23 protein-coding genes are annotated in these 24,848 nt (G+C 57.2%); 3 read left to right on the top strand and 20 right to left on the bottom strand.

The window, feature by feature from the left end; all coding sequences use genetic code 11:
• Position 1 precedes the first annotated feature (1 nt).
• Entirely contained in the window at positions 2-2,419 is a 2,418-nt protein-coding gene (locus QEZ52_RS05980) for a ligase-associated DNA damage response DEXH box helicase (protein ID WP_406648608.1), read from the bottom strand.
• 114 nt (positions 2,420-2,533) lie between these two features.
• Between QEZ52_RS05980 and QEZ52_RS05985 the strand changes: the two genes are divergently transcribed.
• Positions 2,534-3,013 carry a DUF4405 domain-containing protein gene (locus tag QEZ52_RS05985; RefSeq protein ID WP_406648609.1) on the top strand — a complete coding sequence of 160 codons (480 nt, stop codon included), beginning with the start codon at positions 2,534-2,536 and terminating at the stop codon, positions 3,011-3,013.
• A gap of 21 nt (positions 3,014-3,034) precedes the next feature.
• On the opposite strand, the gene QEZ52_RS05990 is transcribed toward QEZ52_RS05985, so the two are convergent.
• The 14 genes from QEZ52_RS05990 to QEZ52_RS06055 form a co-directional block, all read right to left on the bottom strand.
• Positions 3,035-4,342: an ATPase gene (locus tag QEZ52_RS05990; protein WP_406648610.1), complete on the bottom strand. Its 1,308-nt coding sequence runs from the start codon at positions 4,340-4,342 to the stop codon at positions 3,035-3,037.
• Between the two features lie 178 nt (positions 4,343-4,520).
• On the bottom strand, positions 4,521-5,015 hold the full coding sequence (locus tag QEZ52_RS05995) for a prepilin peptidase (RefSeq protein WP_406648611.1): 495 nt from the start codon (positions 5,013-5,015) through the stop codon (positions 4,521-4,523).
• 5 nt (positions 5,016-5,020) lie between these two features.
• On the bottom strand, positions 5,021-5,869 hold the full coding sequence (locus QEZ52_RS06000; RefSeq protein ID WP_406648613.1) for a tetratricopeptide repeat protein: 849 nt from the start codon (positions 5,867-5,869) through the stop codon (positions 5,021-5,023).
• A 30-nt stretch (positions 5,870-5,899) separates the two neighbouring features.
• Positions 5,900-6,502, bottom strand: coding sequence for a tetratricopeptide repeat protein (locus QEZ52_RS06005; protein ID WP_406648614.1), 603 nt, complete (start codon positions 6,500-6,502; stop codon positions 5,900-5,902).
• Between the two features lie 3 nt (positions 6,503-6,505).
• Positions 6,506-7,486: a type II secretion system F family protein gene (locus QEZ52_RS06010; RefSeq protein WP_406648615.1), complete on the bottom strand. Its 981-nt coding sequence runs from the start codon at positions 7,484-7,486 to the stop codon at positions 6,506-6,508.
• Positions 7,487-7,499: 13 nt separating this feature from the next.
• On the bottom strand, positions 7,500-8,468 hold the full coding sequence (locus tag QEZ52_RS06015; protein WP_406648616.1) for a type II secretion system F family protein: 969 nt from the start codon (positions 8,466-8,468) through the stop codon (positions 7,500-7,502).
• Positions 8,468-9,925, bottom strand: coding sequence for a CpaF family protein (locus QEZ52_RS06020; RefSeq protein ID WP_406648617.1), 1,458 nt, complete (start codon positions 9,923-9,925; stop codon positions 8,468-8,470). Before QEZ52_RS06020 ends, QEZ52_RS06015 begins: the two co-directional genes overlap by 1 nt.
• A 21-nt stretch (positions 9,926-9,946) precedes the next feature.
• The gene (locus tag QEZ52_RS06025; RefSeq protein ID WP_406648618.1) at positions 9,947-11,182 is read right to left on the bottom strand and encodes a CpaE family protein; all 1,236 of its coding nucleotides are present in this window, start codon (positions 11,180-11,182) and stop codon (positions 9,947-9,949) included.
• A gap of 177 nt (positions 11,183-11,359) precedes the next feature.
• A complete protein-coding gene (locus QEZ52_RS06030; protein WP_406648619.1) occupies positions 11,360-11,986 on the bottom strand; it encodes an OmpA family protein in 627 nt (208 codons plus the stop codon).
• A gap of 19 nt (positions 11,987-12,005) precedes the next feature.
• Entirely contained in the window at positions 12,006-13,415 is a 1,410-nt protein-coding gene (locus tag QEZ52_RS06035) for a type II and III secretion system protein family protein (protein WP_406648620.1), read from the bottom strand.
• 193 nt (positions 13,416-13,608) lie between these two features.
• Positions 13,609-14,463 carry a Flp pilus assembly protein CpaB gene (gene cpaB / locus QEZ52_RS06040; protein WP_406648621.1) on the bottom strand — a complete coding sequence of 285 codons (855 nt, stop codon included), beginning with the start codon at positions 14,461-14,463 and terminating at the stop codon, positions 13,609-13,611.
• Between the two features lie 146 nt (positions 14,464-14,609).
• Positions 14,610-14,795 carry a Flp family type IVb pilin gene (locus QEZ52_RS06045; protein WP_406648623.1) on the bottom strand — a complete coding sequence of 62 codons (186 nt, stop codon included), beginning with the start codon at positions 14,793-14,795 and terminating at the stop codon, positions 14,610-14,612.
• Positions 14,796-14,892: 97 nt separating this feature from the next.
• Complete coding sequence (locus QEZ52_RS06050) at positions 14,893-15,072, bottom strand: hypothetical protein (RefSeq protein WP_406648624.1); 180 nt, start codon at positions 15,070-15,072, stop codon at positions 14,893-14,895.
• Positions 15,073-15,609: 537 nt separating this feature from the next.
• A complete protein-coding gene (locus QEZ52_RS06055) occupies positions 15,610-15,789 on the bottom strand; it encodes a hypothetical protein (RefSeq protein WP_406648624.1) in 180 nt (59 codons plus the stop codon).
• Between the two features lie 354 nt (positions 15,790-16,143).
• On the opposite strand from QEZ52_RS06055, the gene QEZ52_RS06060 reads away from it, so the two are divergent.
• Positions 16,144-16,959: a lytic transglycosylase domain-containing protein gene (locus tag QEZ52_RS06060; protein WP_406648625.1), complete on the top strand. Its 816-nt coding sequence runs from the start codon at positions 16,144-16,146 to the stop codon at positions 16,957-16,959.
• Between the two features lie 101 nt (positions 16,960-17,060).
• On the opposite strand, the gene QEZ52_RS06065 is transcribed toward QEZ52_RS06060, so the two are convergent.
• The 3 genes from QEZ52_RS06065 to topA all read right to left on the bottom strand — a co-directional run bounded on the left by QEZ52_RS06065 (position 17,061) and on the right by topA (position 21,403).
• Positions 17,061-17,690 carry a CoA transferase subunit B gene (locus tag QEZ52_RS06065; RefSeq protein WP_406648626.1) on the bottom strand — a complete coding sequence of 210 codons (630 nt, stop codon included), beginning with the start codon at positions 17,688-17,690 and terminating at the stop codon, positions 17,061-17,063.
• Positions 17,690-18,412 (bottom strand): CoA transferase subunit A, encoded by a 723-nt coding sequence (locus tag QEZ52_RS06070; RefSeq protein WP_406648627.1) that lies wholly within the window; start codon positions 18,410-18,412, stop codon positions 17,690-17,692. The genes QEZ52_RS06065 and QEZ52_RS06070 overlap by 1 nt, the downstream gene beginning before the upstream one ends.
• Before the next feature lie 318 nt (positions 18,413-18,730).
• Positions 18,731-21,403, bottom strand: a complete 2,673-nt coding sequence (gene topA, locus QEZ52_RS06075) for a type I DNA topoisomerase (protein WP_406648628.1) — start codon at positions 21,401-21,403, stop codon at positions 18,731-18,733.
• A gap of 137 nt (positions 21,404-21,540) precedes the next feature.
• Between topA and QEZ52_RS06080 the strand changes: the two genes are divergently transcribed.
• Positions 21,541-21,996 (top strand): hypothetical protein, encoded by a 456-nt coding sequence (locus QEZ52_RS06080; RefSeq protein ID WP_406648629.1) that lies wholly within the window; start codon positions 21,541-21,543, stop codon positions 21,994-21,996.
• Between the two features lie 4 nt (positions 21,997-22,000).
• Here the strand turns inward: QEZ52_RS06080 and dprA are convergent, their stop codons facing one another.
• Entirely contained in the window at positions 22,001-23,158 is a 1,158-nt protein-coding gene (gene dprA / locus QEZ52_RS06085; RefSeq protein ID WP_406648630.1) for a DNA-processing protein DprA, read from the bottom strand.
• Positions 23,159-23,414: 256 nt separating this feature from the next.
• Entirely contained in the window at positions 23,415-24,845 is a 1,431-nt protein-coding gene (gene tldD / locus QEZ52_RS06090) for a metalloprotease TldD (RefSeq protein ID WP_406648631.1), read from the bottom strand.
• Between the last annotated feature and the right edge of the window lie 3 nt (positions 24,846-24,848).

The raw sequence follows: 24,848 nt of genomic DNA on the forward strand, positions 1-24,848 counted from the left end.
GTCAAACCAGAAGATCCTTCAAGCCGGATTTTTGCATCAATTCTTCGGCTTCCTGTGCCATCAGTTGCTCGGCCCCGGTCGCTTTGATCGGAACCTTGCCGTGTTCCAGTAACAAGGGGGCCGCCAGCGGAGTGACGCGGGAAACCCGTTTAAGAGTGATGCGACCACCCAGCGTTTCGATCATTGATTCTATTCGACCGAAATCGACCAACCCGCTTAGGGCTTCGGTCCGGGTGATTGACAGCATCAGGTGGTCGGGATCGTATTTGTGCAGCGTGTCATACAGGATGTCCGACGAAAACGTCGCCTGTCGCCCAGATTTTCGTTGTCCGGCGATATTGCGTTCGATCAGCCCCGCAATGGTCGCACAATTGCGAAAGGTGCGTTTCATGACGGCGTTGCCGGCCAGCCACCCGTCCAGCCCGTCGCGCAGGGCCTGGATGTCAAACAGCGGCTTTGGGTCGATCAGGCGGTCCAGCCCCCAGATGAGTGTGGCATAGTCGGTGGCGACAAATCCCAGCGGCCGCAGGCCCATTTCTTCCATGCGTTTGGTCAGGAGCAGCCCCAGGGTTTGCTGTGCATTGCGCCCCGCAAACCCGTAAACACAACAATGTTCGCGTCCGTTGTGCGGGAAGCTTTCGATCAGCAATTCACCAGTTCCCGGCAATTGGGAAACGGTTTGCTGCAAGGTCAACCATTGGCTGGTGTGGTCTGGCAGGTTGGGCCATTTCGACTGTGCCAGCAATTGCAGGATGCGGTCGCTCAGCTGCGTCGACGTGGCAAATTTGGTCCCGGAAAATACCGCGATCTTGGGCTTTTTATCGGCCCTGCGCGACACTTCGACGGTCATCTCCCGCAGCCCCTCATATCGCACCACACGCCCGCCGATCAGAAAGGTGTCTCCGGCGGTCAGAGAGGCGGCAAAGCCCTCTTCGACTTCGCCCAGGGGCTTGCCGCCCCGACTGTGTTTTAGCCGCACCTTGAGTGTGTCGATGTCCTGAATGGTGCCCAGGTTCATCCGCAGCCTTGCAGCGGCACGAGGGTCACGCAGCTGCCACGTCCCGTCCGGGCGTTGTTGCAGCCTGTTCCACTGATCATAGGCACGCAGGGCATATCCGCCCGTGGCGCAGAAATCGAGGCAGGCGTCAAAGTCTTTGCGTTCCAGGTCGGCATACGCGCCAACTGTGGTGACTTCGCCAAACAAGGCGTCGGCGTCAAAGGGGCCGGCACAGGCGGCGATCAGAATATGCTGGCACAACACATCCAGCGGACCCGGACCACGGGCGGCACCGTCCAGATCACCCGCCAGCACCGCTTCCAGCGCGGCACGACATTCGACGACTTCGAATCGGTTTGCGGGTACCAGCAGCGCCTTGGAGGGCGCGTTGTAGCGGTGGTTGGCCCGGCCTATGCGCTGAACCAGCCGTTTGACATTTTTGGGCGCACCAATCTGGATCACCAGATCCACATCGCCCCAATCGATCCCCAGGTCCAACGACCCGGTACAAACAATGGCCCGCAGATCGCCCCGGACCATCGCGGCTTCGACCCGGTCGCGTTGTACCCGGTCAAGGCTGCCATGATGGATGCCGATGGGCAGTGCGTTATCGTTGGCCAGCCAGAGGTTGTGAAAGAAGATTTCAGCCTGTGCGCGGGTATTGTGAAAAATCAGGGTCGTCTTGTGCTGCTGGATCTGTTCCATCACGGCCGGAATCGCATGGGCTGCACCGCCCCCGGCCCAGGGAGGGGCGGCGTCCGTTTCCAGCATGGCAATGTCGGGGGGCGGGCCTGGATCGGCCAGCAGGATGTTGCAGGGATCGGGGTGTCGCGCCAGATAGCTGGCGATCGCCTGAGGGTCATCAACCGTGGCCGACAGACCGACCCGGCGCAGGGTGGGGCAAAGAGCCTGTAGCCGCGACAGGGCCAGCATCAGCTGATCGCCTCGTTTGTTCTCGGCAAGCGCGTGCACCTCATCGACGATGATGCGCTCCAACCCCGCAAAGGTCCGGGCCGCGTCTTCGTAGGAAACCAGCAGTGCCAAACTTTCGGGCGTGGTCAGCAGTATATGGGGCGGATCGGCGCGTTGGCGTTTTTTGCGGCTGGACGGAGTATCCCCGGTACGGTCATCAATCCGAATTGGCAGCCCAATGTCCTCGACCGGGGCGCGCAAGTTGCGTTTGATGTCGGCGGCCAGGGCCTTGAGCGGCGAGACATACAGCGTGTGCAACCCCGTGTGTGTGCCATCGGCCAATTCGGCCAACGTGGGCAGAAACCCGGCCATCGTCTTGCCGCCGCCAGTTGGGGCAATCAAAAGGGTAGAGGGGTCAGTTGCCCGGTCTAGCATGGCAATCTGATGAGAATGCAGCGCCCATCCCTTGGAGCGGAACCAATCGTGAATCGGGGCGGGTAGGGTGGTCATGACTCCAATCTAATCGGTTGCTGCAGATAGGGAAATTAATTTGCAAAAACCGCGACGGAAACCGTGATCATCGGCGTTTAGCGAATGTACAACATTTGATTTCAGGAGCAGATCATGTCTTCGCTACGATCCTGGGCCACCCCTTTGACAGTCGGAAGCTTTCTAATCATGGGGGCAACTGGCGTTCTGATGTTCTTCCACATTGAAACCGGATTGAACGGCTTTATCCATGAATGGGCCGGCTGGGCCATGGTGGCGGGCGTCGGGGCTCATCTAGCGATGAATTGGCGGGCCTTCAAAATCTATTTCAAACGACCGCTCGCCAAAGGGATCATGGGGGTGAGTGCCGTGGTGCTATTGGCATCTTTTGTGCCGGTTTCGAGCGGCGGAAGCCCGGTTCAGGTGGTAATGCAGGCGATTGGTCAGGCGGATGTGGAAACAGTGATCGCGTTGAGCGGGCAAGAATTGGAAACGGGGCTGGCGCGGTTGGCCGACGCCGGATTCTCCACCCAGGCAGACACACGCGTCCAAGAGCTGACCGGCGGCGACCGTGGTCAACAGATGCAGATCATCGAGGTGCTGTTTTCCGAGTAGAGATCTGGGGGCTTAGGCCCCTTATTTGACGATGTCTTCGTCTTTGACGAACATGTTCGCCCATGCACGATCGATAAGGTCGGGGTTCATTTGGTTGGGTATACCTTCAAATTCGCAAATTGAAATCATCTGATCGATCAGGAAGATCGGCTGATAGTTTGCATAGATGTTGTCAATGGTCGGGTATTTCTTCTTTAGGAGATGCACCAATGTCGCTTCGTCCAGGGGGACGCCCTTTTTGCGCGCGACCAGGGCAAAGATCTTGAGAAAGTTTTCCTGGCTGGGGCCGTCGATCTTGATCTTGAAGAAGATCCGGCGCAACGCGGCCTGGTCAAAAATCTTGTTGGGGTGAAAGTTGGTAGAGAAAATCACCAGCGTATCAAAGGGAACTTCGAATTTTTCACCCGATTGCAGTCCCAGGATGTCTTTGCTTTCTTCCAGCGGAACAATCCACCGGTTGATCAGTGTCTGGGGTGGCTCGGCCTGACGACCGAGGTCATCCACGATAAAGATGCCCCCTGTTGATTTCAGCTGGAGCGGTGCCTGATACGTTCGGGCAGTTGGGTTATACACCAGATCCAGCATCGACAATGACAGCTCACCGCCGGTGATCACCGTGGGGCGTTCACATTTCACGTACCGGGTGTCGAACCGCTTGCGACGACGAAGTTGGGTCGGATCGTCGGCCTCTTCTTCGATGGCGGTATGGACGATCGGGTCATAGACGGTGATCACCTGACCTGCGTACTCGATGGCGCGGGGCACATAGACAAAGTCGCCCAAAGCATCGCGGATGCCGTTGGAGATCGAAGATTTGCCATTTCCGGGCGGGCCATACATCAAGATCGAACGGCCGGCGCTGACTGCGGGGCCTAGGTGATCCAGCAGGCTGTTGGGCAGCACCAGATGCCCCATGGCATTGTTCAATTGTGCCCGGCTGACCTGGATATTGCGAATCGACTGGCGTTTAACCTGTTCGCGGTAGACCTCCAGCGGCACCGGCATGGCTCCGAAATACTCGGATTGACCCAACGCATCCAGCGCGCGGGCCTTGCCGACATCGGTCAACTGATACCCCATTTCATTGCCGGAGGTGGCGCTGAGTGTGCCTGTGGCTTCGAGAAGCTTCTGGCTGCGGGCCAGATCGACGAGCTCCTGTGTAACTGGAATTGGCAAACAGATTGCGCTGGCGATTTCAGAAACCAGATCCAGATTCTTGCGGAAAATGGTTTTCAGCAGAATGTCCCGCATCATCACAATGGGCAATTGCATCTGGCTCAGACCCTTGGGGGTGGGGGGCTCCATTACGGGGGATGCTTGCATATTCATGGCGGCGGTCGATCTCTTGCAACAGGAAGGCGGACGTATCCACGGTTGCAGTGATCATGCAGGGGCAGTGTGGCAAGAGATGGGCAGAAGTCGGGGCGTGACGTGGCAATGGGGACTGATCTTTAGCCGCGTGTTTCAATGGCCAAGGTGCCAAGGCGTTTACAAACGTCTTCCCCGGTCAACTTCCAAACTGGGTTCCCAGGATGAGATAAAGCGCCAGGGTTCCACCAAGGCTGAGCCCCATGGGAAACTTCCACCCCATGTCCCAGCTTTGCCAGTTGGGAGCGATTTGGCGGAGCGGCGTGTATTTGACCAGCCGATGGGTCACAAATGCGGCAAGCAGGTTGGCGGCAAACAGAGCCAACAGCAGCCGCAGATCGCCCGGCGCAATCAGCGGTGCCGCAGCTGCGGCGAATTTGGCATCACCGGCACCAATGGCACCTCCGGCATTCAAAAGAATGCCAATGATCAACACGACAATCATTTGCAGAACCCGTGCGCCGTATACCGGCAGCGGCAGGACAAAAAGGCCGACAATCAGGAAAATGCCAGCCAGGACCAGAACGGCCTGATTTGTGATCCGCATTTCGCGCAGGTCGGTAAAGGCCACGTAAAAGCAGATCGGCAGCACAAATGGCAGGAACCACCAGGCCTCAGATGTCGTCAACGCCATCGGGATCAGCCAGCGTCGAGAGCGCGCAGGCTGCGAACCGCTTCTTCAAAGTGCTGCGGGTGGGTGCCGATGGCTTCGCGCAACAGACCTTTGCCGGTTGTGATGTCCCCCTGTTTGACGGCGGACAAAGCCAGGGTGTGCAACAATTGCGCCCGTTCGATCTGATCCATTGGGATCACGGGAAGAGTGTAATTTCGTTGGGCACCACGGGCCAGAACAAGGTTGTTCTTGGCCGTGAACAGGCTTTGGTCCTGGCGGATGGCCTCGCCAAACAGGCGTTCGGCGTCCGTATAGTCGCCCCGCGTCAGCTTGGAATAGCCCCAATTGTTCATTACACCTGCTGGGCGTGTGGTCAGGCCAACCGCGATTTCGTAAAAGCTGTCGGCCCGTTTCCATTCCCGGTTGGCATCGGCGACCATGGCCTCCAGCCGGTAACGTTTGAAGGTCTCGTGGGTGGGGGGCACCTGGTCCAATGTTTTTTCCGCGTCGTCCCAATCCCCATTCCGGATCAGGGCGTCTGCATAGTCAACGCTATCATCTGGTGTGGCACCGTCCATTCGGGTCACTTTGGACCAGGCCGATACGGCTTCGGTGTGTCGTTTGGCGCGGACCAGAGATTTTCCCAACCCTCGTTGCAGGTCGATACGACCTGGGCTGGATTCGGTCGCCCGAGCAAAATAGTCCACCGCCTCATTTGGGTCGGCGACGGTCAGCATCACGTCATTCAGGTTGGTTTCATCAATGACGTTTACATCCTGCAAGGCGCGTTCAACGGCCTCTTCTCCCTTGTCGGCACATGCAGACAAGGTCATGGCACACGCCAGACATGTGGATACCAGAATAGAGTGGCGCATTTTTGCGTCCTTTACTGCTCTTGCCTCTCGTCACTGGCCTTTTCGAATCAGGAAATCGCTGTTTCCCCGATGCACCAGCTTGTAATCTTTTTGTTGTCCACCAGTATTATCAGGATTTTCCAATTTTGCGAGCGTTAAGCGCAAATTCTCGCGGATTGAGTCACTTTCGCCATTGTCCAATGCATAGGCCTTGCGAAAAATCTGTTCCGCTTCGGCGATTTTTCCGCGCTCCATCAGGACAACCCCCAGATTGTTCCAGGCACCTGGCCATTCGGGCGCGGCAACAACGGCACGCCGTAGCAGATCTTCGGCCTGCCCCAGGCGGCCCAATCCCAGATTGGCCGACCCCATGCCAGTCAGGATTTCCGGCGTCGATCCCTGTACCAAGGCGGCGCGGGTAAAGGCGTCTATGGCAAGCTCATACTGCCCGGCCGCCATCAACCGATGGCCGACGTCTGTGCCGTCGACAGCCTCCTTGGAGAGATCGACGCCGGGGGCATAGGGGCCATTTTCGGCCTGTGACAACGACCCGGAATCACAACCAGCCACCAAAGCAAGTGCAATGGTGGCTGCCAAATATTTGCGCGTGATCGCGGGGATCGCCCACTGTCGGGCGTGTCCCGAATACGTCATCTGTTAATTGCTCATGTTGCCCAGGTTCGCGATGCCGTTTGCCGAAGGACCAACCAGAATGATCAGCAAGGGCGGAACCGTCAGCATCATTGTGGCAAGGGTCATTTTGGTTGGCAACTTGTTTGCGGCCTCTTCGGCCCGCATCACGCGTTTGTCACGCATTTCCCCAGCGTAAATCCGCAGTGCGTCGGCAATCGAAGTCCCGAAGGCCGCCGATTGGATCATCACTGTTACAAAAGATGAAATGTCGGTCACGCCGCAACGGGTGCCCATGTCGCGCAGAACCTTGTCCTTGTCTTTGCCTGCTTTCATTTCGTAGGCGACGATTTCGAATTCGTCGGCCAACGAGGGATAAGAGGCCCGGAGTTCCTTGGCGACGCGCACAATGGATTGGTCCAGAGATTGACCGGCCTCGACACAGACCAGCATCATATCCAGGGAATCAGGAAAACCCGAAGTGATCTCTTCCTTGCGCGCTTCACCGCGACGCGTGACCCAATATTTTGGCAACATGTATCCCGCACCGCCAGGGCCAAGCACATACATCAGCTTGTCCTGGGTGGTCATATCGTCACCGGCACCCATCGCAAACACATAGGCCAGCCCGAGCACCAGCCCCAGGATCCCGAGGGCGAATTGAGCAAAGTGGAAAAACCGCACTGCATCTTTGGATTGATACCCGGCCTGGCGCAGCTTGAGCTGAACAGCAGACAATTCGTCGGCGTCCTGTGGTTCCAGAAAAGTCGCGAACTTTTGCAATTGTTCATTTCGACCGCCCTGACGCAAGCGTTCCTTTTGCGGTTTTGCCTGTGTGTCGGGGTTGATATTCTTCTTGAGCTTCTTCAGCGGGTCTTCGGGCTGGTTCAGCAACAACAAAACGGCGACCAGCACCATGAACAGCCCCAGCACTCCAACTACAATCAGGGGACCAAAGTCGCCCAATTGACTGGTAATCAGGTCGTTGATGGCATTCAGAAATTCCATGATGTGCCTCTCATTATACCTTGATGTTGGTCAAAGTGCGCATGACGAACAGATTGGCCGTCAGCAGGATGCCCACAACAAAGCAGGCAGGAATGAAATACGGGTGATCCAGCACTTCGTCGTAATAGTTCGGATCCTGCACCAGGATTACGATCAGTGACAGCAAGGGAAAGGCGGACAGGAATTTTCCGGACCATTGAGCTTCGGCCGTAATCGCCTTGACCCTGCGGAACAGGCGGAACCGGGCACGGATCACTTTGGACAAACCGTCCAGAACCTCGGCGAGGTTACCACCGGATTGCTGCTGGATCGTCACGGCAACCGACAGGAACCGCAAATCCTGCATGTCCAGACGTTCTGCCATTTCTTTCAGCGCTTCGCCCACGTCACGGCCATAGGCGCTTTCATCCGCGATCATGCCGAATTCGGTGGCCAGCGGGTCCTCGGCTTCTTTGGCAACGATCTGGATGGCCGAGGAGAAAGGATGTCCAACCCGCAGCGACCGCACCATCAATTCCACGGCGTCGGGCAGTTGTTCTTCGAGCATGGCCATGCGTTTCTTGGCCTTGCTGTTGATCCAGAAATACACAGCGCCAATACCGATCCCGACAGAGGCCACGATCCGGATTGGAGTTTCGGTTTGAGTGCCGATGCTGAGACCGATGAAGGCCAGCACCGACAGGCCGGCCATGATCATGATCAGCTGTTTGGGCGTAAAGGCAATGGCCGCCTTTTGCGCCTTTTCCGCCAACAGCGAATACAGCGGAATGGACTGAAATTTCATGTGCTGCTGCATTTCCTTGCGCAGCTGTTCCAGGACCTGTTCGCGCCCGGTACCCTTGTCCAACATTTCCAGGCGGCGATTGACTTTGCTGTTGAGGCTGATGGATTTGCCAAAGGCCACCAGATACAGGCCTTCGACCAGTACCAGAACGCCGACAAAGATCAGGCCATAGATGACCGGTTCCGCACTAAGTTGCATTACTGAGCTCCCATCGTGGTCGGTTCATAAATCGAGGCAGGCAAATCATACCCCCACATCCGGAACCGTTCGGAATAATGGCTGCGCACGCCGGTCGCGGTGAAATGACCGATGATCTTGTTGTCCGGGGTCAGGCCGACACGCTGGAAGCGAAAGATTTCCTGCATGGAAATAACGTCACCCTCCATGCCGGTGATCTCGGTGATCGATGTCATGCGGCGGGACCCATCCTGTAGGCGCGAGGCCTGAACGATAAGGTTTACAGCAGAAGAAATCTGGGAGCGGACAGCTTTGATCGGCATTTCGATCCCGGCCATTGCGATCATGTTCTCCAAACGGCTGACCCCGTCGCGGGCGCTGTTGGCGTGGATCGTGGTCATGGAGCCGTCGTGCCCGGTGTTCATGGCCTGGAGCATGTCGATAACTTCCTCGCCCCGGGTCTCACCAACGATGATCCGGTCTGGTCGCATCCGCAGCGCGTTCTTCAGACAATCGCGCGGCGAAACCTCGCCCTTGCCTTCGACGTTGGGCGGGCGGGATTCCATCCGGCCCACATGGGTCTGCTGCAACTGAAGTTCCGCTGTATCTTCGATCGTCAAAATGCGTTCGGCGTTGTCGATGAATGAAGAAAGGGCATTCAGCGTCGTGGTTTTACCCGACCCCGTCCCGCCTGACACGATGATATTCAGTCGGGTTGCCACCGCAGCCTGCAAATAGGCGGCCATCTCTTCTGTAAAGGCTCCAAAACCGACCAGGTCATCAATGCCCAGCTTGTCCTTTTTGAATTTACGAATGGACACCAATGACCCGTCCACGGCAACGGGCGGGACCATGGCGTTAAAGCGCGATCCATCAGCCAGACGGGCGTCCACATAAGGGTTGGATTCATCAACACGACGTCCAACGGCCGAGACGATCTTGTCGATAATCCGCAGCAGGTGCTTTTCATCCTTGAACGTGATGTCGCTGAGCGACAGCTTGCCTGCGCGTTCGACAAAGATCTGATGCGGGCCGTTGACCAGAATATCGTTGACCGAGTCATCCTGAAGCAGGGTTTCCAGCGGACCCAGCCCTGTGACTTCGTCATAGAGTTCCTTGTTCAGGGTCTGGCGATCTTCGCGGTTCAGCACAATCCCCTTGGTTTCGAGGATCTCTGTCGCGATTGTGCTGATTTCGGTGCGCAGCTCAGCCTCAGAGGCATGTTCCAGGGCAGCCAGGTTCAGCTGATCCAGCAGTTCGCCGTGCAGGATGATCTTGATTTCGCCCAGGCGTTCCTTGCGTTTGCGTTCCTTGTCCATCGTCGCGACATCTGCTGCCGCGCGGGTGGCCATAGGTTTGCGCAACCGGGCCGCAGGCGAGGCCGTTGACATATCGCTGGATTTTGCTTCGGGCGCGGGGGCCGCTTTGACGGCAACCTGTTTCGGAGCGGATGAAGTCTTTTTATATTTTGAAAACATGGATTAGGCCCCCTTGGATGATCACGCGGCTTTGGCTTCGCTGTGCCCCAGATCGTGCAGGGACTGCGCCAGCTTGGCGATTTCCTTGCGCAATGGGTTCTTGGCAACCGATGCCGCCAACGGCATCCCGTGGTCCCCGCATTGGGTGACCGGTTTACCGCCGTCGGGCAATTGCAGGTCAATTGAAATCCCCAGGGATTCGGCCATCCGCTTGACCCGGCTCTTGCCGCTCAGGTCGGTGAATTTTGGTGCTCGGTTCAGCGCAAACCGCAGCTTTTCGAACGGAAGGTCTTCGGATTGCAGCGCCCGTTTCAGGCGCAGAGCATTCTGGGCCGACCGCATGTCCAGTTCGAGCAGGGCAAAATACACATGGGCCTTGCTCAGAACGGTTTCCGTCCACTGCACCAGTGTTTTGGGCATGTCGATCAGAACGTAATCGAAATGGCTGCGGGCCAATTCGATAATACGTTCAATATCTTCAGGCCCAACCAGATCCAGCGGAATAATGTCGCTGGGAGCAGTCAGCACTTGCAGCTTGTCCTGAAAGCTCAGCAACGCCTGGCTGAAGATGTCTTCGTCCATAGTGTCTGTTTCGCTGAGCATTTCGAACACGATTTCGCGCCGTGGCAGATCCAAATAGGTGGAGACCGTGCCAAATTGAAGATCGAGATCAATCAGACAGACCGATGGTTTGTCGCCGTCCTGCAAAAGGGCCAGTTCCCAGGCCAGATTGGTGGCCAATGTGGTGGATCCAACGCCGCCAGACAAACCCTGGCAAACGATGACCGCACCTTCGCGGGATGTTCCAGATTGCAGCTGGTGCGGATTTCGGGCCGGTTCCGGTGCTTCTTCGGGTTTGTTCAGCCGGTCGATTGCGGATTGCAGTTCTTGTTCCGGCAGGGGGTAGGGAACGAATTCATCCGCGCCCTTGCGCAGCAATTGGTGCAGGGACGCCGGGGTGACATCCTCGGCGATCAGGATGACATTGATGTCACGGCTTTTGGCCTGGGTGATGATTTCCCCCATCAGAACCAGGTTGTCTTCGTCGTCCCCATCAATGGCCAGGGCCACAAATTCCAGCGACTCGGCCTCGGGCTGGCTGAAAAAGGCGAGGGCTTCGGCAAAACCAAGGTCACCCCAATTCTCGCCCAACGCGGATTCCATGTCTTCGATCAACAGGTCAAAGTTCTGCACATCACGGCTGATCGTGCAGGCGACGATCGGGTTTGCTTCGGGTTGCGGCATTTCGCTGCTCATTGCCTTCGTCCTCTTTACTGGGGCGGGGCAATGGCTGTGGCCTTGTCCTCACCCGCATGCGACTCGCATTGGTCGCACGTCACCTATTGAGAACAATGTCGGGGGCAATCTGGGCGAGATTTGGGCTAAAACCATCCAATTGTGGGGAATATGGCGACGATCACCGCCAAATGCACCTTATTGTGTGGATGTCGCGAAACTACCGGATTTGCTCAGCTCGCTTTTGGGAACCGCGCTTTCGATGTATTCGCGATAGACCACCTGGGCGTATTTACCGTCCAGCAGCGAGGGGTGGTTTTTCACAAAGCCGTTTACTTCGGTTACGGTACGCCGGTTGCGGCGTTCCCGGTTCGGCGTCTGGATCAGCGGCCGGGTTTCACCAAAGGACACAACAGCTTCGAGCCGGGACCGGCTGATGCCGCGTTGTGTCAGGTAGGACACAACCGTGCGGGCACGCCGCAGGCCCAACCGTTTGTTATAGCCGGATGACCCGACGGCGTCCGTATGTCCGTAAACACGAAAACGGACTTCGGGAAACTGTCGGATCCAATCGGCCTGTTGGTCCAGAACCGCACGGGCATTGGCGTCCAGAACCGTACTGTCAAACGCAAAAGTGATGGTCGTCGGGACCTCGGCGGCGAATTTCTGAGCCAATTGGATGGTATAGTTGCGATCACCGCTGTGAACTTGGGTGTTGTTCAGCGTTGCATTGCCAAATTGGCCGCTGTCCAATGCTCGACCGGCTTCATTTTCACAGGCGGCCAGCGCCAGAATCAGCCCAAGTGCTGTGATCTGTCGGATCATCTGCTTTTCGCCTCTCAATTCAATCCATCACGTAGCCATAGGACCCGCTGAAATCTTGTTTTGCAACCTCGCTGGCTGCGCCTTTTGTGGTCTTGGCAATTTGCCCGTTCAGGAACAGATTGCGTTCACTGGGGGGCTTGATCCGATCCGTCGGCAACGCCAAGGCTTCGCCCCGTGTTGGGGTCACCAGATGCGCAGTGATGATAATCACCAATTCGGTCTGGCTGCGCTGATAGTTTGCGCTGCGGAACAGTGTTCCCAAAACCGGGACGTCCCCCAACCAGGGCAATTGCGACGCATTGTCGAGGAACTCATCTTCGATCAACCCAGCAATGGCAAAGCTTTCTCCGTCGCGCATTTCAACGGTGGTCGATGTTTCGCGGCGGGTAAAGGCGTCAATCTGGAAGCCATTGATATTGATACCATTATTCTTGTCTATGGCAGATACCGAAGCTTCGAGCTCGAGGTTGATCAGGTCGCTGTCCACCACGCGGGGCACAAATTTCAGCTCGATCCCAAAGGGTTTGAATTCAACTGATATCGTGTTGTTTTCCTGTGCGACGGGAACCGGATATTCGCCACCCGCCAGGAATTTTGCTTCTTGTCCGGACAGGGCTGACAGGTTCGGTTCGGCCAGGGTGCGCACAACGCCTTTTTGCTCCAATGCTTCGAGCAAGAGGCCGACCTGATACGATCCTGCATTAAATCCAAACAGGACTGCGCCGGTGTTTTCGTTTGTGACCGGGATATTGCCGGTCAAAGCGTTGGTCAGGGCAGGCTGGTTGTTCAGCGTGTTGACACCACCGTTGACGCCAAAGCTGCTGCCGCCAGTGATCCCGAGAGATGTGCTGAGCGATTTGGATACATTACGCTGCATTTCTGCAAAGCGTACTTTCAACATGACTTGCTGAACGCCGCCAACGCTCATCAGGTTGGAAACCCGTTCGGGCGCATAGCGTTCGGCCAAATCCATGGCCCGTTGCAAGCGCGAGGAACTGGAAACGGTACCGGACAGAACGATGCCATCATTGGCGGTGCGAACTTCGATCTTTTCGCCGGGCAGAATCTGACGCAGGCGCTCTTTGAATTCGGTCACATCGGCTGCGACGCGCACATTGACATTGGTGATCAACCGCCCGGTTGCATCCAGCAGGGTCAATGTTGTCAGCCCCGGGGATTTGCCCAGCACATAGATGGTGCGGTCGGACAGAGATGAAATGTCAGCGATCCCCGGATTGGCGATGCTGAGTTCGGCAAAAGGAGTCTCGCTTTCGACCACCACCGCGCGGTTCATAGGAACATCCAGCGTTGCCTGGGTTCCACGGTTGACCACCTTCAGTGAATCGGCCTGTGCGTATGCGCCCATCACTGGTGCACATGCGACCGCCACCCCAAACAGGGCTGCCTTGAAATAATCGTTAATTCCCATGTGACCTGCCTCTCCGATCACGCCTCGGTTACGGGTCTTTTTGCCCGATCTTTGCGCCACTGTGCGGCAATTTCTATTTTTTTGCAAGAATCAAAGACTTCTGGCGCGTCTCTGATGTGGGTAAGTGGCAACACGCAGAACGCAGGCCCGACAAATTGCCGGGCCTGATCGTGAATAACGCGTTGAATTTTCATCAGTTCGTGCAGGGGATCGGAATTTCGATAACCTCGGCACCGCGGCGGTTGCGAATGGTGCAAACCTGTTTTTCTTCTTGAACAGCCACCGCTTCGAGCGTTTCCAACCCCAACAGCGAACGCTGATCGACTTCGATAGACGATGCGATGGTGTCGTCGGTGGCCCCGACAAGTGACAGTGACAACCGCCCGGTTGTTTGGGCCTGGGCAAGTCCGGCAACCTGTTCGGGGCGGGCGGCGACCGTGACAGTGCGTGCAATCACGTTTTCTTCCAGATCGTCGCCTGCGCTTTGGTCAATGGCAATCAGCTGAACACCGGCCTCGATCAGACGGGTCAGATCTCCGCGGTCGTTTCCGGTTTCACGGACTCGACCGGTCCAATAAATATCAACCCGGTCCCCTGGGCGCAGGAAGCCGGACACGCCGGTGGCGACGTCGACCTTGATCGCAAACGCACGCATACCCCGCTCCAATTGAGAGGTAATGCCGGCATCTTCGCCGGGCTGGGTCACTTTGATGGCGAGGATTGCCTCGTCTTTTTCCATCGCGCGCAACACTACCCGGTTATCCTTGGTGTCGGTGGGGAACAGGGCGTCGGCCTCTTTGAATGTTCCTTCGGGAATGGCATTGACGGGCCAAAGCACGGTGCGCACATCTTCTTTTGCCAATTCTTCGCCATACCGCAGAGCGCGATTGGCGACAAAAACCTTGACCGTGGGCACGACTTCCTGCCGAGCCTGACGTTCACGTGCCAATTCGTTCTGGTAGGAGGCTATGTATTTCTTTGCCATCATGACCGCGCCCCCTGCGAGGGCAATCCCTACGATCAGCACCAATCCAAAAACAGCTCTCATACCTTCACCTCACTTCTTACCCGCGAATTTTCAAAATCATCGGCGATGCCTGTCGCCGCAGATCAATCGTAGCAACAGATCATGGCCATATTAGGGTGGGCCAGAGTCGCCAGCTGATCGGGATGATTCCGGGTATTGAATTCTTGTTAATCGCCAACAACCGTATCGGTTAAATGATCACCGACATTATTGCCCAGGCCACCGGATGCAGATTGCAAGGATGTGATTGCGACACCGGTCAAAAGCACGACCGCAGCAGTCAGTACAACCCAATCAACAGTCACAGCGCCGTCTTCGTCCTTGCGAAAGGTCTCTTTGATACGCTTGAACATATTACCCTCCCCTATGGGAATATCACTTTGGACAAAAGGCCGTGTCTTTACGCGAAAGACACGGCCTCCTGGCAGTCTTGCGGCTATGGAGCCAGAATTATGCCGGGTCTTTGCCTTCGATGAAGGTACCGGTGGATTCGGTCAGGTTCGACGCGCCGGTTTCGATCGAGGTGTAAGCAGCGCCAGCCAGGGCAACAACAGCTGCGGTCAGAACGACCCAGTCAACAGTCACAGCACCGTTTTCGTCTTTGCGGAATTTGTTGAAGAATTTCATCATGGTTTGTCCCTCCATAGGATCCTGTTTGATTTTCTATCCTCCCCGAAACTCTTTGGTCCTGCTCTCACTCAGGGCCGTTTCAGCTTGGCATGGTTGTATATAACGGGGTGAATGGGGCATCAGTTTGGCAGCGAAAAAGAAAATTATAAAAATTCGCATTATTCCCTCGAAAGCAAGGTAAGATACTGAAATTAAATGAAATATATGAAGAATAGTTTTTGATAGGACGTTGAAATTGGGTTAAATATGGTCTGAATGTGGCGATGCTGTTCTCTCAGGCCTTACCGAACGTGGCCTTCAATCCAATCAACCCTAAGAGAAGCTCACCCTGCCGTTTTCTTTGGTGAAACCTGGTTTGAAACGCGCAAAAGGGCGGACGCGAAAACGGGATCAATGGAGAGCCGCCAGGACAGTGCCAGTGATGCCGTGACTTTGATCTTGCGTGGTTTGCACCCATGGTCTGTAGGGCAAACAAAAAGAAACCGCGCTTCCCTACTTGGGAAACGCGGCTCAAATCTGGATATCGAAGAAACCCTATTATGCGGGGTCTTTGCCTTCGATGAAGGTGCCGGTGGATTCGGTCAGGTTCGACGCGCCGGTTTCGATCGAGGTGTAAGCAGCGCCAGCCAGGGCAACAACAGCAGCGGTCAGAACGACCCAGTCAACAGTCACAGCACCGTTTTCGTCTTTGCGGAATTTGTTGAAGAATTTCATCATGGTTTGTCCCTCCATAGGATCACAAGATTTTGCCAGTTAACCGTGTCGTCCGTTTGGAACCGTCTCTCTCGTTGGTTCATGTCCGACTTGGTATGAGCATATATAGCCAGCGTCCCGTGGCAGGATTTGGGCGAATTCTGGGAAATGTTTGCCAGATTCTAAATTTTTGACAATAATTCTCTTAGTTATTGATTTTAATATTAATTTTTCACTGACGCCGCTGTCGCCTCGTCGATTGGTGCGTCGTGAGGGCATCAATTTAGGCAGAATCGTCACGATTTGGGCTGCATATTCTGGTTTCGCACCGGTTTTTCAGCAAAGATTCACGCAAAACAAAACGAGCAGTACAGTACAATGGTGATCTTGAGGCGAATTTTCATTCTGCTGGCCCTGTCGGCCGTGCCTGCGACTGCGGATACCCCCGCTCCGTTTCCTGAATTCAGTGCCAAACGGATAAAGCCGCCGTCGACCGGGACCAAAAAACGGATCACGATCCAGATTGATCCCGAAGAACAACGACCGGTCACCAAGGCCGCCGATCCAGAGAACGATTCTGAAACCCGCACAGCTGCGGTAGGCGCACACAATTGGTTTTGGGATCGGGTATCGCCGGAATTGACCAGCTCTGGTCCCGGACGGTTGAACCAGGCGTTGCAGGCTATTCGCGCCGAGGGAGGTGTTCGGACCCCACGGTTGCAACATCTCCAGGAAATCGCCCAGTCGCGCGGTATTTCGATTCTGACGGCGACGGTCGGAACCAAGGTTTCTCCGGCCTTGGTGTTAGCGGTGATTGCGGTGGAATCCGCAGGTCGCGCGGATGCCCAAAGCGGGGCAGGGGCCCAGGGGCTGATGCAACTGATGCCAGCGACGGCCAGCCGTTTTGGCGTGACAGACAGTCTGCAACCAGATGAAAACATCAGTGGTGGAGTGAAATATCTGGATTGGCTGATGCAGGAGTTCGGCAATGACCCGATTTTGGTGCTGGCCGGGTATAATGCAGGCGAGGGGTCGGTACGTAATCATGACGGCGTTCCGCCCTTTGCGGAAACCCGTGACTATGTTCCCAAGGTTCTGGCGGCTTTTGACGTGGCGCGCGGTTTATGCGCCACGCCGCCCGAATTGATCAGCGATGGTTGCGTGTTTCAGGTGATGCACGCCGCACAACAGTGAAACTCCATTTCAGGTGACGCCCTGTGATCTCGGGCACCAGCACAGCACAAAAAAAAGCCCCGCCGGAACAGGCAGGGCTTTTGAATTGAACATCAAGCGGATCAGTTGACCAAAGTGGCCTCGGTCGCAGCGCGGAATTCTTCTTCGGTCACACCGTCGGCCAGTTCGACCAGTTTCAAACCGCCATCGACGACGTCCATCACGCCCAGATTTGTGATGATCCGGTCCACGACGCCCTTGCCGGTCAGCGGCAGGGTGCATTCCTTGAGGACCTTGGAGACGCCATGTTTGTTGGCGTGGTCCATGACCACCACAACGCGTCCCACACCAGCGACCAGATCCATGGCGCCACCCATGCCCTTGACCAGCTTGCCCGGGATCATCCAGTTCGCCAGGTCGCCGTTTTCGGCCACTTCCATAGCGCCCAGAATCGCCATGGCGATCTTGCCGCCGCGGATCATGGCGAATGACTGCGCGCTGTCGAAATAGGCGGTCTGGGGCAGCTCGGTGATGGTCTGCTTGCCGGCGTTGATCAGGTCCGCGTCTTCTTCGCCCTCGTAGGGAAAGGGGCCCATGCCCAGCATGCCGTTTTCCGATTGCAGCGTCACTTCGACGCCTTCAGGGATGTAGTTACTGACCAGCGTCGGGATCCCGATGCCGAGGTTCACATACCAGCCGTCCTGCAGTTCCTGAGCCGCGCGTGCGGCCATCTGGTTACGATCCCAAGCCATTATGCGGTCTCCTTCTGACGAACCGTGCGCTGTTCGATGCGCTTTTCATGATCGCCTTTGATGATGCGGTGCACGTAGATGCCGGGCAAGTGGATCGTGTCGGGATCCAGCGAACCGGTCGGCACGATTTCTTCGACTTCGACAACGCAGATCTTGCCACAGGTTGCGGCCGGTGCGTTGAAATTTCGGGCGGTCTTGCGGAACACCAGATTGCCAGTCTCATCGGCTTTCCAGGCTTTGACGATGGCCAGATCGGCAAACAGCCCTTCCTCCATGATGTAGGCTTCGTCTGCGCCATCAGGGCCGGTTGGGAATGTTTTTTCTTCCTTGCCGTCAGCAATCACCGTGCCCACGCCAGTCTTGGTGTAAAAGCCGGGAATGCCTGCGCCACCGGCGCGCATACGTTCGGCCAGGGTGCCTTGGGGGTTGAATTCCAGCTCCAGCTCGCCGGACAGGTACTGACGCATGAATTCCGCGTTCTCACCCACATAAGAGGAGATCATCTTTTTGACCTGGCGGGTCTGCAACAGGATGCCGATACCAAAATCATCAACGCCTGCGTTGTTGGAGGCAAAGGTCAGATCCTTGACACCGGACTCTTTGATGGCGTCCAGCAGCAATTCGGGGATGCCGCATAGGCCAAAGCCCCCTGCCGCAATGAACATGCCGTCATGAAGCAGCCCATCGAGCGCTTCGGCGGCGTTGGCGTAGACTTTTTTCATGAAACTCTCCCAACAGCATGAAGTTGCTGGCGGTTGTGCCCCCGGTGCGGGGACGAGTCAATGTGCCATACCGGGCATGGGTATTTCTACGGATGGTTCGATGGCGGCGGGCGCAGGTGAGACCTCTCGACCTGATTTGCACAGCTCAGTGCAGGGCCGGCCGTTCGCGCCCTCCGCCCACCCTGTCATTCAGCAAGGGGTTTTCCCTTCGCGCGCGCCGTCCTTCAGCGAGGAGTTTTCCCCTCGCGCTCCCCGCCCTTCAGCGAGGGGCCAGCCCCTCGCGCTCCCCGAGGTATTTTCTACCAGAAAGAAACAGGCTCAGCCTTTGCTGGCGGTCTTCTTGGTGGTTTTCTTGGCCGCAGGCTTTTTGGCAGGAGCTTTCTTCTTGGTGGTTTTCTTGGCTGCTTTTTCGGTGATCAGTTGCAGCGCCAGCTCCATAGTGACAGTCGTGGGATCGGTATCTTTGGGCAGGGTCGCATTGACCTTTTCCCATTTGACATAAGGCCCATAACGCCCATCCTGAACGGTGATCGCGCCGCCATCGGGATGATCGCCCAACTCCTTGATCGGTTTTGCAGCCGCGCGCCCGCGTCCGCGTGGATTGGCGCGCTTTTCAGCCAACAGCTCTACTGCGCGGTTCATACCGATCTCCAGAACGTCGTTGGGATCCTTGAGATTGGCGTAGGTCGGTTTTTCCTCGTCCGGAAGCTGGTGCATCAGGAAGGGGCCAAAGCGACCAAAGTTCGATTTGATCTCTCCGCCATCAGGGTGGACGCCGATGACCCGAGGCAGGTTGAGCAGAACCAATGCCTTTTCAAGGTCCATGTCATCTTTGGACCAGCCGCGTGGCAAAGATGCGCGCGGGGGTTTCTTGTTCTCGGGCGTGGGTTCGCCGCGCTGGACGTAGGGGCCGAAGCGCCCGGCCTTGAGGTGGATTTCATCCTCGCCGTCCATGCCAAGCAGACGTTCGTCACCATCGGCTCCTTCGCCTGCGATGGGGCGGGTATAGGTGCATTCGGGGTAATTGCCACAGCCGACAAATCCGCCGGTACGCGAAGTTTTCAGGTGCAATTGACCCTGGCCGCATTTCGGGCAAACCCGGGGGTCGCTGCCGTCTTCACGCGGGGGATAGAGCTGAGGTGCCAGCGCGTCATCCAGCACGTCCAGAACTTCGGTGATGCGCAGTTCGGAGGTCTCTGAAATCGCGGCCGAGAAATCGCGCCAGAACTTGCCCAGGATATCCTTGTAGTCGCCATCTCCCGCGCTGACGTCATCCAGTTGCGCCTCGAGATTGGCCGTAAATTCGTACCCCACATACTGGCGGAAGAAATTCAGCAGAAAGATGGTGACGATACGTCCCTTGTCTTCGGGGTGCAGGCGGTTCTTGTCCTTGCGCACATATTCGCGGTCCTGGATCGTGGTGATGACGCTGGCATAGGTCGATGGACGACCAATTCCCAACTCCTCCATCTTCTTGACCAGTGTCGCCTCGGTATAACGCGGCGGTGGCAGGGTGTGGTGCTGCAGGGCCAGGACGGATTGGTCTGCGGACAAAACAGCCGTGCCGTTTTTCATCATGTCCGAGGCGGACGCTGCTTCGAGAACGTCGGCGCTGTCCTTGGCCGTCTTTTCGAACTGGCCCCTGAGCGAGTTGCCGGAGAAGCTGGCCGCTTCGCCCTGCATGATCTGAGGCAGGCGCTTGTCATCTTCGTCAGCCACGTCATCGCGGCCTTCTTCGTAGACGCGCATGAAACCATCAAACAGCATCACCTGCCCGGTGGCGCGCAGCACGACCTGTCGGTCATTCGATCCGACGTCGACGGTGGTGCGCTCGAGACGGGCACCCTCCATCTGGCAGGCCAGAGTACGCTTCCAGATCAGGTCGTAAAGCTTGCGCTGATCATCATCCGTGAGCCTCAGGCTGCTCGCATCGCGCGACATGTCGGTCGGGCGAATACATTCGTGGGCTTCCTGGGCGTTCTTGGCCTTGTTCTTATAAATGCGCGGCTTGGATGGCACATAGTTGGCACCATAGCGGGTTTCGATCTCGGCGCGGGCGGCCTGGACCGCTTCGGGGGCCATGTCGATACCGTCGGTCCGCATATAGGTGATATAGCCGGCTTCATACAGTCGCTGTGCCGCGCTCATGGTCTGGCGCGCGCCCATGCCGAATTTGCGGCTGGCCTCCTGCTGCAGGGTTGAGGTCATGAATGGCGCTGATGGGTTGCGCGAGGCGGGTTTGGCTTCGACCGATTGCACGAACAAGTCGCGCGAGGCGACGGCCTGGACGGCCAGCTCTGCGGCAGTTTCTGTTCCAAGATCAAATTTGTCGAGTTTGTCACCGCCCAGAACGGTCAGGCGGGCCTCAAAATCCTGACCACGCGGGGTGGTCAGAAGAGCGCGTACCGACCAGTATTCCTGGGCGTTAAAGGCTTCGATCTCCATCTCGCGTTCGACGATCAGGCGCAGGCACACCGACTGCACGCGTCCGGCTGACTTGGCACCGGGCAGTTTGCGCCACAACACCGGGGAGAGGTTGAAACCCACCAGATAATCCAACGCGCGTCGCGCCAGATAAGCTTCGACCAGGGGCATATCAACCTGGCGTGGGTTGCGCATTGCTTCGGCAACCGCGTCCTTGGTGATCGCGTTGAAGGTCACGCGGCTTACCGGCGTGTCCTTTTTGATCGACCGACGTTTTGTCAACGCCTCTTGCAGGTGCCAGCTGATGGCCTCGCCCTCGCGATCGGGGTCCGTCGCGAGGATCAGCGCGTTGTCTTCCTTCAGGGCGTCGGCAATGGCTTTGACATGTTTGCGACTGTCGTTGCCGACTTCCCATTTCATCTCGAAATCATTGTCCGTATCGACGGATCCATCCTTGGGCGGAAGGTCCCGAACATGGCCGTATGATGCCAAAACGGTGTAGTCCGAGCCTAGATATTTATTGATGGTTTTGGCTTTGGCCGGGGATTCTACAACAACTACAGGCATTTACGTTAAAACCTCTTTGGGCGGGTATACTGCGTTCTATGGCCGGGCAAGATGTGGGGTGCAAGTGGTTATTGTCAATCCGCGAGTTTTGGGCGCAGGGTAACGGGGCAAAACAACCCGCAAATCAGGATGTGAACATGGTGGAATGGCGAATTTTCGGGTGGCTGTTGTTGGGATTTTTGGCTTCTGGACAGGGCGCGTTGGCACAGACCTGGCACAGCCCGAACAGGGGCACCGCTGAGCGTGCCGCGCTGATGGATGCCATGCGCCCGCATGCTGAATGGGTGTTGGGCGCGCCGGTGCAATTTGTTGTCGATGATCTTCGGGTTGCGGGGGCGCTGGGTTATGTATCGCTGAGCCCGCAGCGGCCGGGTGGCGGCCAGATTGACATTCGGGCAACGCCGGGGTTTGCCCGGGGGCAACTGGATGCAGACGTCATGGATGGGACTAACATGCATGCCCTTTATCGCAGGTCCGGTTCGGTCTGGGTGGCCGTGTTGTGGTCTGTGGGCGCGACGGATGTTTGGTTTGCCGCGCCTGAATACTGTGGAATCTGGCGCGCGGTCATCCCCGAATACTGTGTAGGGCAATAGGGGGTCAATGCGACAGGCTGAGCAATCCGCCAGGCTGTCGGTTGATCTTGCCGTCCAACTCCAGATCAACCAGCGCAGGGCCGACGTCTCCGGCACGGGCGTGCAGGTCGCGGATCAGCTGATCTTCGGCCAGGGGTGATGGCCCAAGCCGGCTCAGGATCTGTTGGTGCAATTCCGCGGTCTCACGCAGGCTGCGTTTCTCTGGTGGTGGGGCAGGGAGAGCCGAAAGCAGATCCTCTGTCGCGGCCTCTGTTGTTACTTCGTCTTCAACAATCGGGAGCGCAGCAACGATATCGCCCGCCGTGCGCACCAGTTGTGCACCATCCCGGATCAGCATGTTGCAGCCAGCGGCCCGGGTGTCAAAGGGATGACCGGGTACCGCCAGAACCTCGCGCCCCTGATCAAGCGCGTCCCGAGCGGTGATCAAACTGCCCGACTTTGCGGCTGCTTCGACCACGACGACTGCGCGCGACAGGCCCGAGATGATCCGGTTGCGCTTTGGGAAATGGCGGGCAATGGGGGAGACCCCCATTGGTTGCTCGCTCAACCTGAGTCCACTGGTGGCAATGTCGTGGGCGAGTTCGGTGTTTTCCACTGGATAGATTTGGTCGACGCCCCCGGCCATGACCGCAATCGTGCCGGTTTTTAGCGACGCTACATGTGCGGCCGTGTCGATACCGCGGGCCAGACCCGAGGCGATGACATAGCCCTGCTGGCCCATTTCAGTGACCAATGCCCGCGCCATGCGTGTGCCCAACGACGACGCGTTGCGCGCCCCGACCATAGCCACACAGGGGCGCGTTAGCAGGGAAAGATCGCCAATGGCCCACAGAAGCGGAGGCGCATCGCTGATTTGTGCCAAGTCTGAAGGATACTCTGGGGAGCCCAGGCACAAAAGCCGCGCGTTGGCGACTTTTGCAGCCTTGAGTTCCGCTTCGACCACACCGGGCGGGCATATTTCATACCCCGACACCCCGGCTGCACGTGCCACTTCGGGCAGTGCCAAAAGCGCGTTCTGCGCTGTGCCATATTCGGCCATCAGTCGATAAAAGGTCGTGATCCCGACCCTGCGAGAGCGCAACAGACGAAGCCACGAAAACCGATCATCTTCCGTGGTGGGTGGGAGTGGGGGGTGAATGGAAGAATTCTGATCCTCGGTCATCCGTTGCTCCGCCTGCTTGCAGAAACAGGATTAACGTGTCGCGGGTTAACAGCTGGTGAATCAAAGCAAATTAATCGCAGATTTGTTCTAATTCGAGGTCGGTTATTTGGTACCTCATTGTAAATAAAAGGAAAATTTTGGGTGCTGGAATGGTGGCCCTCTAAAGTTATGCGAAATCAAAACAAAATGGGCGCAAGGATTAACTTGCGCCCAGTCTGAATATTCACTGCGAACAGATCGTTGGGGTCTGAGTGCCTCAGGCGGCTGCCCCCCCGACGGTGAGCCCATCCATCAACACCGTGGGCTGTCCGACACCGACCGGGACCCATTGCCCGGCCTTGCCACAATTGCCCATGCCGGGATCCAGCGCCATGTCATTGCCGAGGCCGCGAATGCGTTTCAACGCCGAAGCACCATCCCCAATTAATGTCGCCCCTTTGACCGGAGCGCCGATTTTGCCGTTTTGAACGCGGTAGGCTTCGGTACAGGAGAAAACAAATTTGCCATTGGTGATATCGACCTGGCCGCCGCCAAACCCGACGGCCCAGATCCCATCCTTGATTTCGGCCACCAAATCATCCGGGTTGGCGTCGCCCCCCAACATATAGGTGTTTGTCATCCGCGGCATCGGCGCATGAGCATAGCTTTGGCGGCGACCGTTGCCAGTGGGGGAGACTCCCATCAGGCGGGCATTCTGGCGATCCTGCATATAGCCGACAAGAATACCGTCTTCTATCAACGTGTTCTTTTGCGATGGTGTTCCTTCGTCATCGATGCTGATCGATCCGCGCCGGTCGGCGATTGTTCCGTCGTCCAACACGGTGACCCCTGGGGCGGCGACCTGCTGACCCAGAAGACCGGCAAAGGCGGACGATCCTTTGCGGTTGAAATCCCCTTCCAACCCATGGCCGATCGCTTCGTGCAGCAGGATACCGGGCCATCCGGGGCCGAGCGCCACTTCCATCACGCCCGCCGGGGCCGGTTCAGCATCCAGATTGACCACCGCGATACGCAGAGCTTCGCGGACCTTGGCCTGCCAATCGGCGGGATCCACCAGCCCATCCAGCCCAATCCGGCCACCGCCCCCGGCGCTTCCGCTTTCGCGACGACCGTTGTGCTCTACAATGACCGACACGTTGACACGGGTCATCGGGCGGGTGTCGCTCAGGTGTACCCCGTCTGGGCGCAGGATCTGAATTTCCTGAAGCGAGGCAGCCAGAGTCGCCGACACCTGAACCACTCTTTGATCCAGATCACGTGCGTAGGCATCAATTTCCTTGAGCGTGTCGATTTTCAGCGGGAAATCCATGGCCGCAATCGGATCGGCATCGGTGTAGAGCCTGCGATTGGTGGGCGCCGGGGCAGCTGCCAAGGTTCCGCCGCCGTCGCCAACCGCCAGACGCGCGGTTTCGGCTGCCCGTTTCAGCGCCGGGATCGACACATCGGTGGAATGGGCATATCCGGCGACTTCGCCACGCACGGCCCTTAGTCCAAAGCCCTCGGAGGCATCATAGCTGGCGGTGCGCAGCCGCCCGTCGTCAAACACCAGCGCTTCGGATTTGCGTCGTTCGACAAAAATCTCTCCATCGTCGGCCCCGTCGGTGGCGTGACGCAGAATCCCTTCGGCCTCATCCAGCGGCAGAGAGGTGTCAAACGGGCGAAATTGGGTATCAGACGTCGTTGTCATGGG

The sequence above is a fragment of the Aliisedimentitalea scapharcae genome (assembly GCF_045277565.1).
Classification (GTDB): domain Bacteria; phylum Pseudomonadota; class Alphaproteobacteria; order Rhodobacterales; family Rhodobacteraceae; genus Aliisedimentitalea; species Aliisedimentitalea scapharcae.

Excerpts from the sequence above, each read along its gene's own strand:
- QEZ52_RS05980 (WP_406648608.1), bottom strand. The coding sequence starts at position 2,419 with ATGACCACCCTACCCGCCCCGATTCACGATTGGTTCCGCTCCAAGGGA.
- QEZ52_RS05985 (WP_406648609.1), top strand. The coding sequence starts at position 2,534 with ATGTCTTCGCTACGATCCTGGGCCACCCCTTTGACAGTCGGAAGCTTT.
- QEZ52_RS05990 (WP_406648610.1), bottom strand. The coding sequence starts at position 4,342 with ATGAATATGCAAGCATCCCCCGTAATGGAGCCCCCCACCCCCAAGGGT.
- QEZ52_RS05995 (WP_406648611.1), bottom strand. The coding sequence starts at position 5,015 with ATGGCGTTGACGACATCTGAGGCCTGGTGGTTCCTGCCATTTGTGCTG.
- QEZ52_RS06000 (WP_406648613.1), bottom strand. The coding sequence starts at position 5,869 with ATGCGCCACTCTATTCTGGTATCCACATGTCTGGCGTGTGCCATGACC.
- QEZ52_RS06005 (WP_406648614.1), bottom strand. The coding sequence starts at position 6,502 with ATGACGTATTCGGGACACGCCCGACAGTGGGCGATCCCCGCGATCACG.
- QEZ52_RS06010 (WP_406648615.1), bottom strand. The coding sequence starts at position 7,486 with ATGGAATTTCTGAATGCCATCAACGACCTGATTACCAGTCAATTGGGC.
- QEZ52_RS06015 (WP_406648616.1), bottom strand. The coding sequence starts at position 8,468 with ATGCAACTTAGTGCGGAACCGGTCATCTATGGCCTGATCTTTGTCGGC.
- QEZ52_RS06020 (WP_406648617.1), bottom strand. The coding sequence starts at position 9,925 with ATGTTTTCAAAATATAAAAAGACTTCATCCGCTCCGAAACAGGTTGCC.
- QEZ52_RS06025 (WP_406648618.1), bottom strand. The coding sequence starts at position 11,182 with ATGAGCAGCGAAATGCCGCAACCCGAAGCAAACCCGATCGTCGCCTGC.
- QEZ52_RS06030 (WP_406648619.1), bottom strand. The coding sequence starts at position 11,986 with ATGATCCGACAGATCACAGCACTTGGGCTGATTCTGGCGCTGGCCGCC.
- QEZ52_RS06035 (WP_406648620.1), bottom strand. The coding sequence starts at position 13,415 with ATGGGAATTAACGATTATTTCAAGGCAGCCCTGTTTGGGGTGGCGGTC.
- cpaB (WP_406648621.1), bottom strand. The coding sequence starts at position 14,463 with ATGAGAGCTGTTTTTGGATTGGTGCTGATCGTAGGGATTGCCCTCGCA.
- QEZ52_RS06045 (WP_406648623.1), bottom strand. The coding sequence starts at position 14,795 with ATGTTCAAGCGTATCAAAGAGACCTTTCGCAAGGACGAAGACGGCGCT.
- QEZ52_RS06050 (WP_406648624.1), bottom strand. The coding sequence starts at position 15,072 with ATGATGAAATTCTTCAACAAATTCCGCAAAGACGAAAACGGTGCTGTG.
- QEZ52_RS06055 (WP_406648624.1), bottom strand. The coding sequence starts at position 15,789 with ATGATGAAATTCTTCAACAAATTCCGCAAAGACGAAAACGGTGCTGTG.
- QEZ52_RS06060 (WP_406648625.1), top strand. The coding sequence starts at position 16,144 with ATGGTGATCTTGAGGCGAATTTTCATTCTGCTGGCCCTGTCGGCCGTG.
- QEZ52_RS06065 (WP_406648626.1), bottom strand. The coding sequence starts at position 17,690 with ATGGCTTGGGATCGTAACCAGATGGCCGCACGCGCGGCTCAGGAACTG.
- QEZ52_RS06070 (WP_406648627.1), bottom strand. The coding sequence starts at position 18,412 with ATGAAAAAAGTCTACGCCAACGCCGCCGAAGCGCTCGATGGGCTGCTT.
- topA (WP_406648628.1), bottom strand. The coding sequence starts at position 21,403 with ATGCCTGTAGTTGTTGTAGAATCCCCGGCCAAAGCCAAAACCATCAAT.
- QEZ52_RS06080 (WP_406648629.1), top strand. The coding sequence starts at position 21,541 with ATGGTGGAATGGCGAATTTTCGGGTGGCTGTTGTTGGGATTTTTGGCT.
- dprA (WP_406648630.1), bottom strand. The coding sequence starts at position 23,158 with ATGACCGAGGATCAGAATTCTTCCATTCACCCCCCACTCCCACCCACC.
- tldD (WP_406648631.1), bottom strand. The coding sequence starts at position 24,845 with ATGACAACGACGTCTGATACCCAATTTCGCCCGTTTGACACCTCTCTG.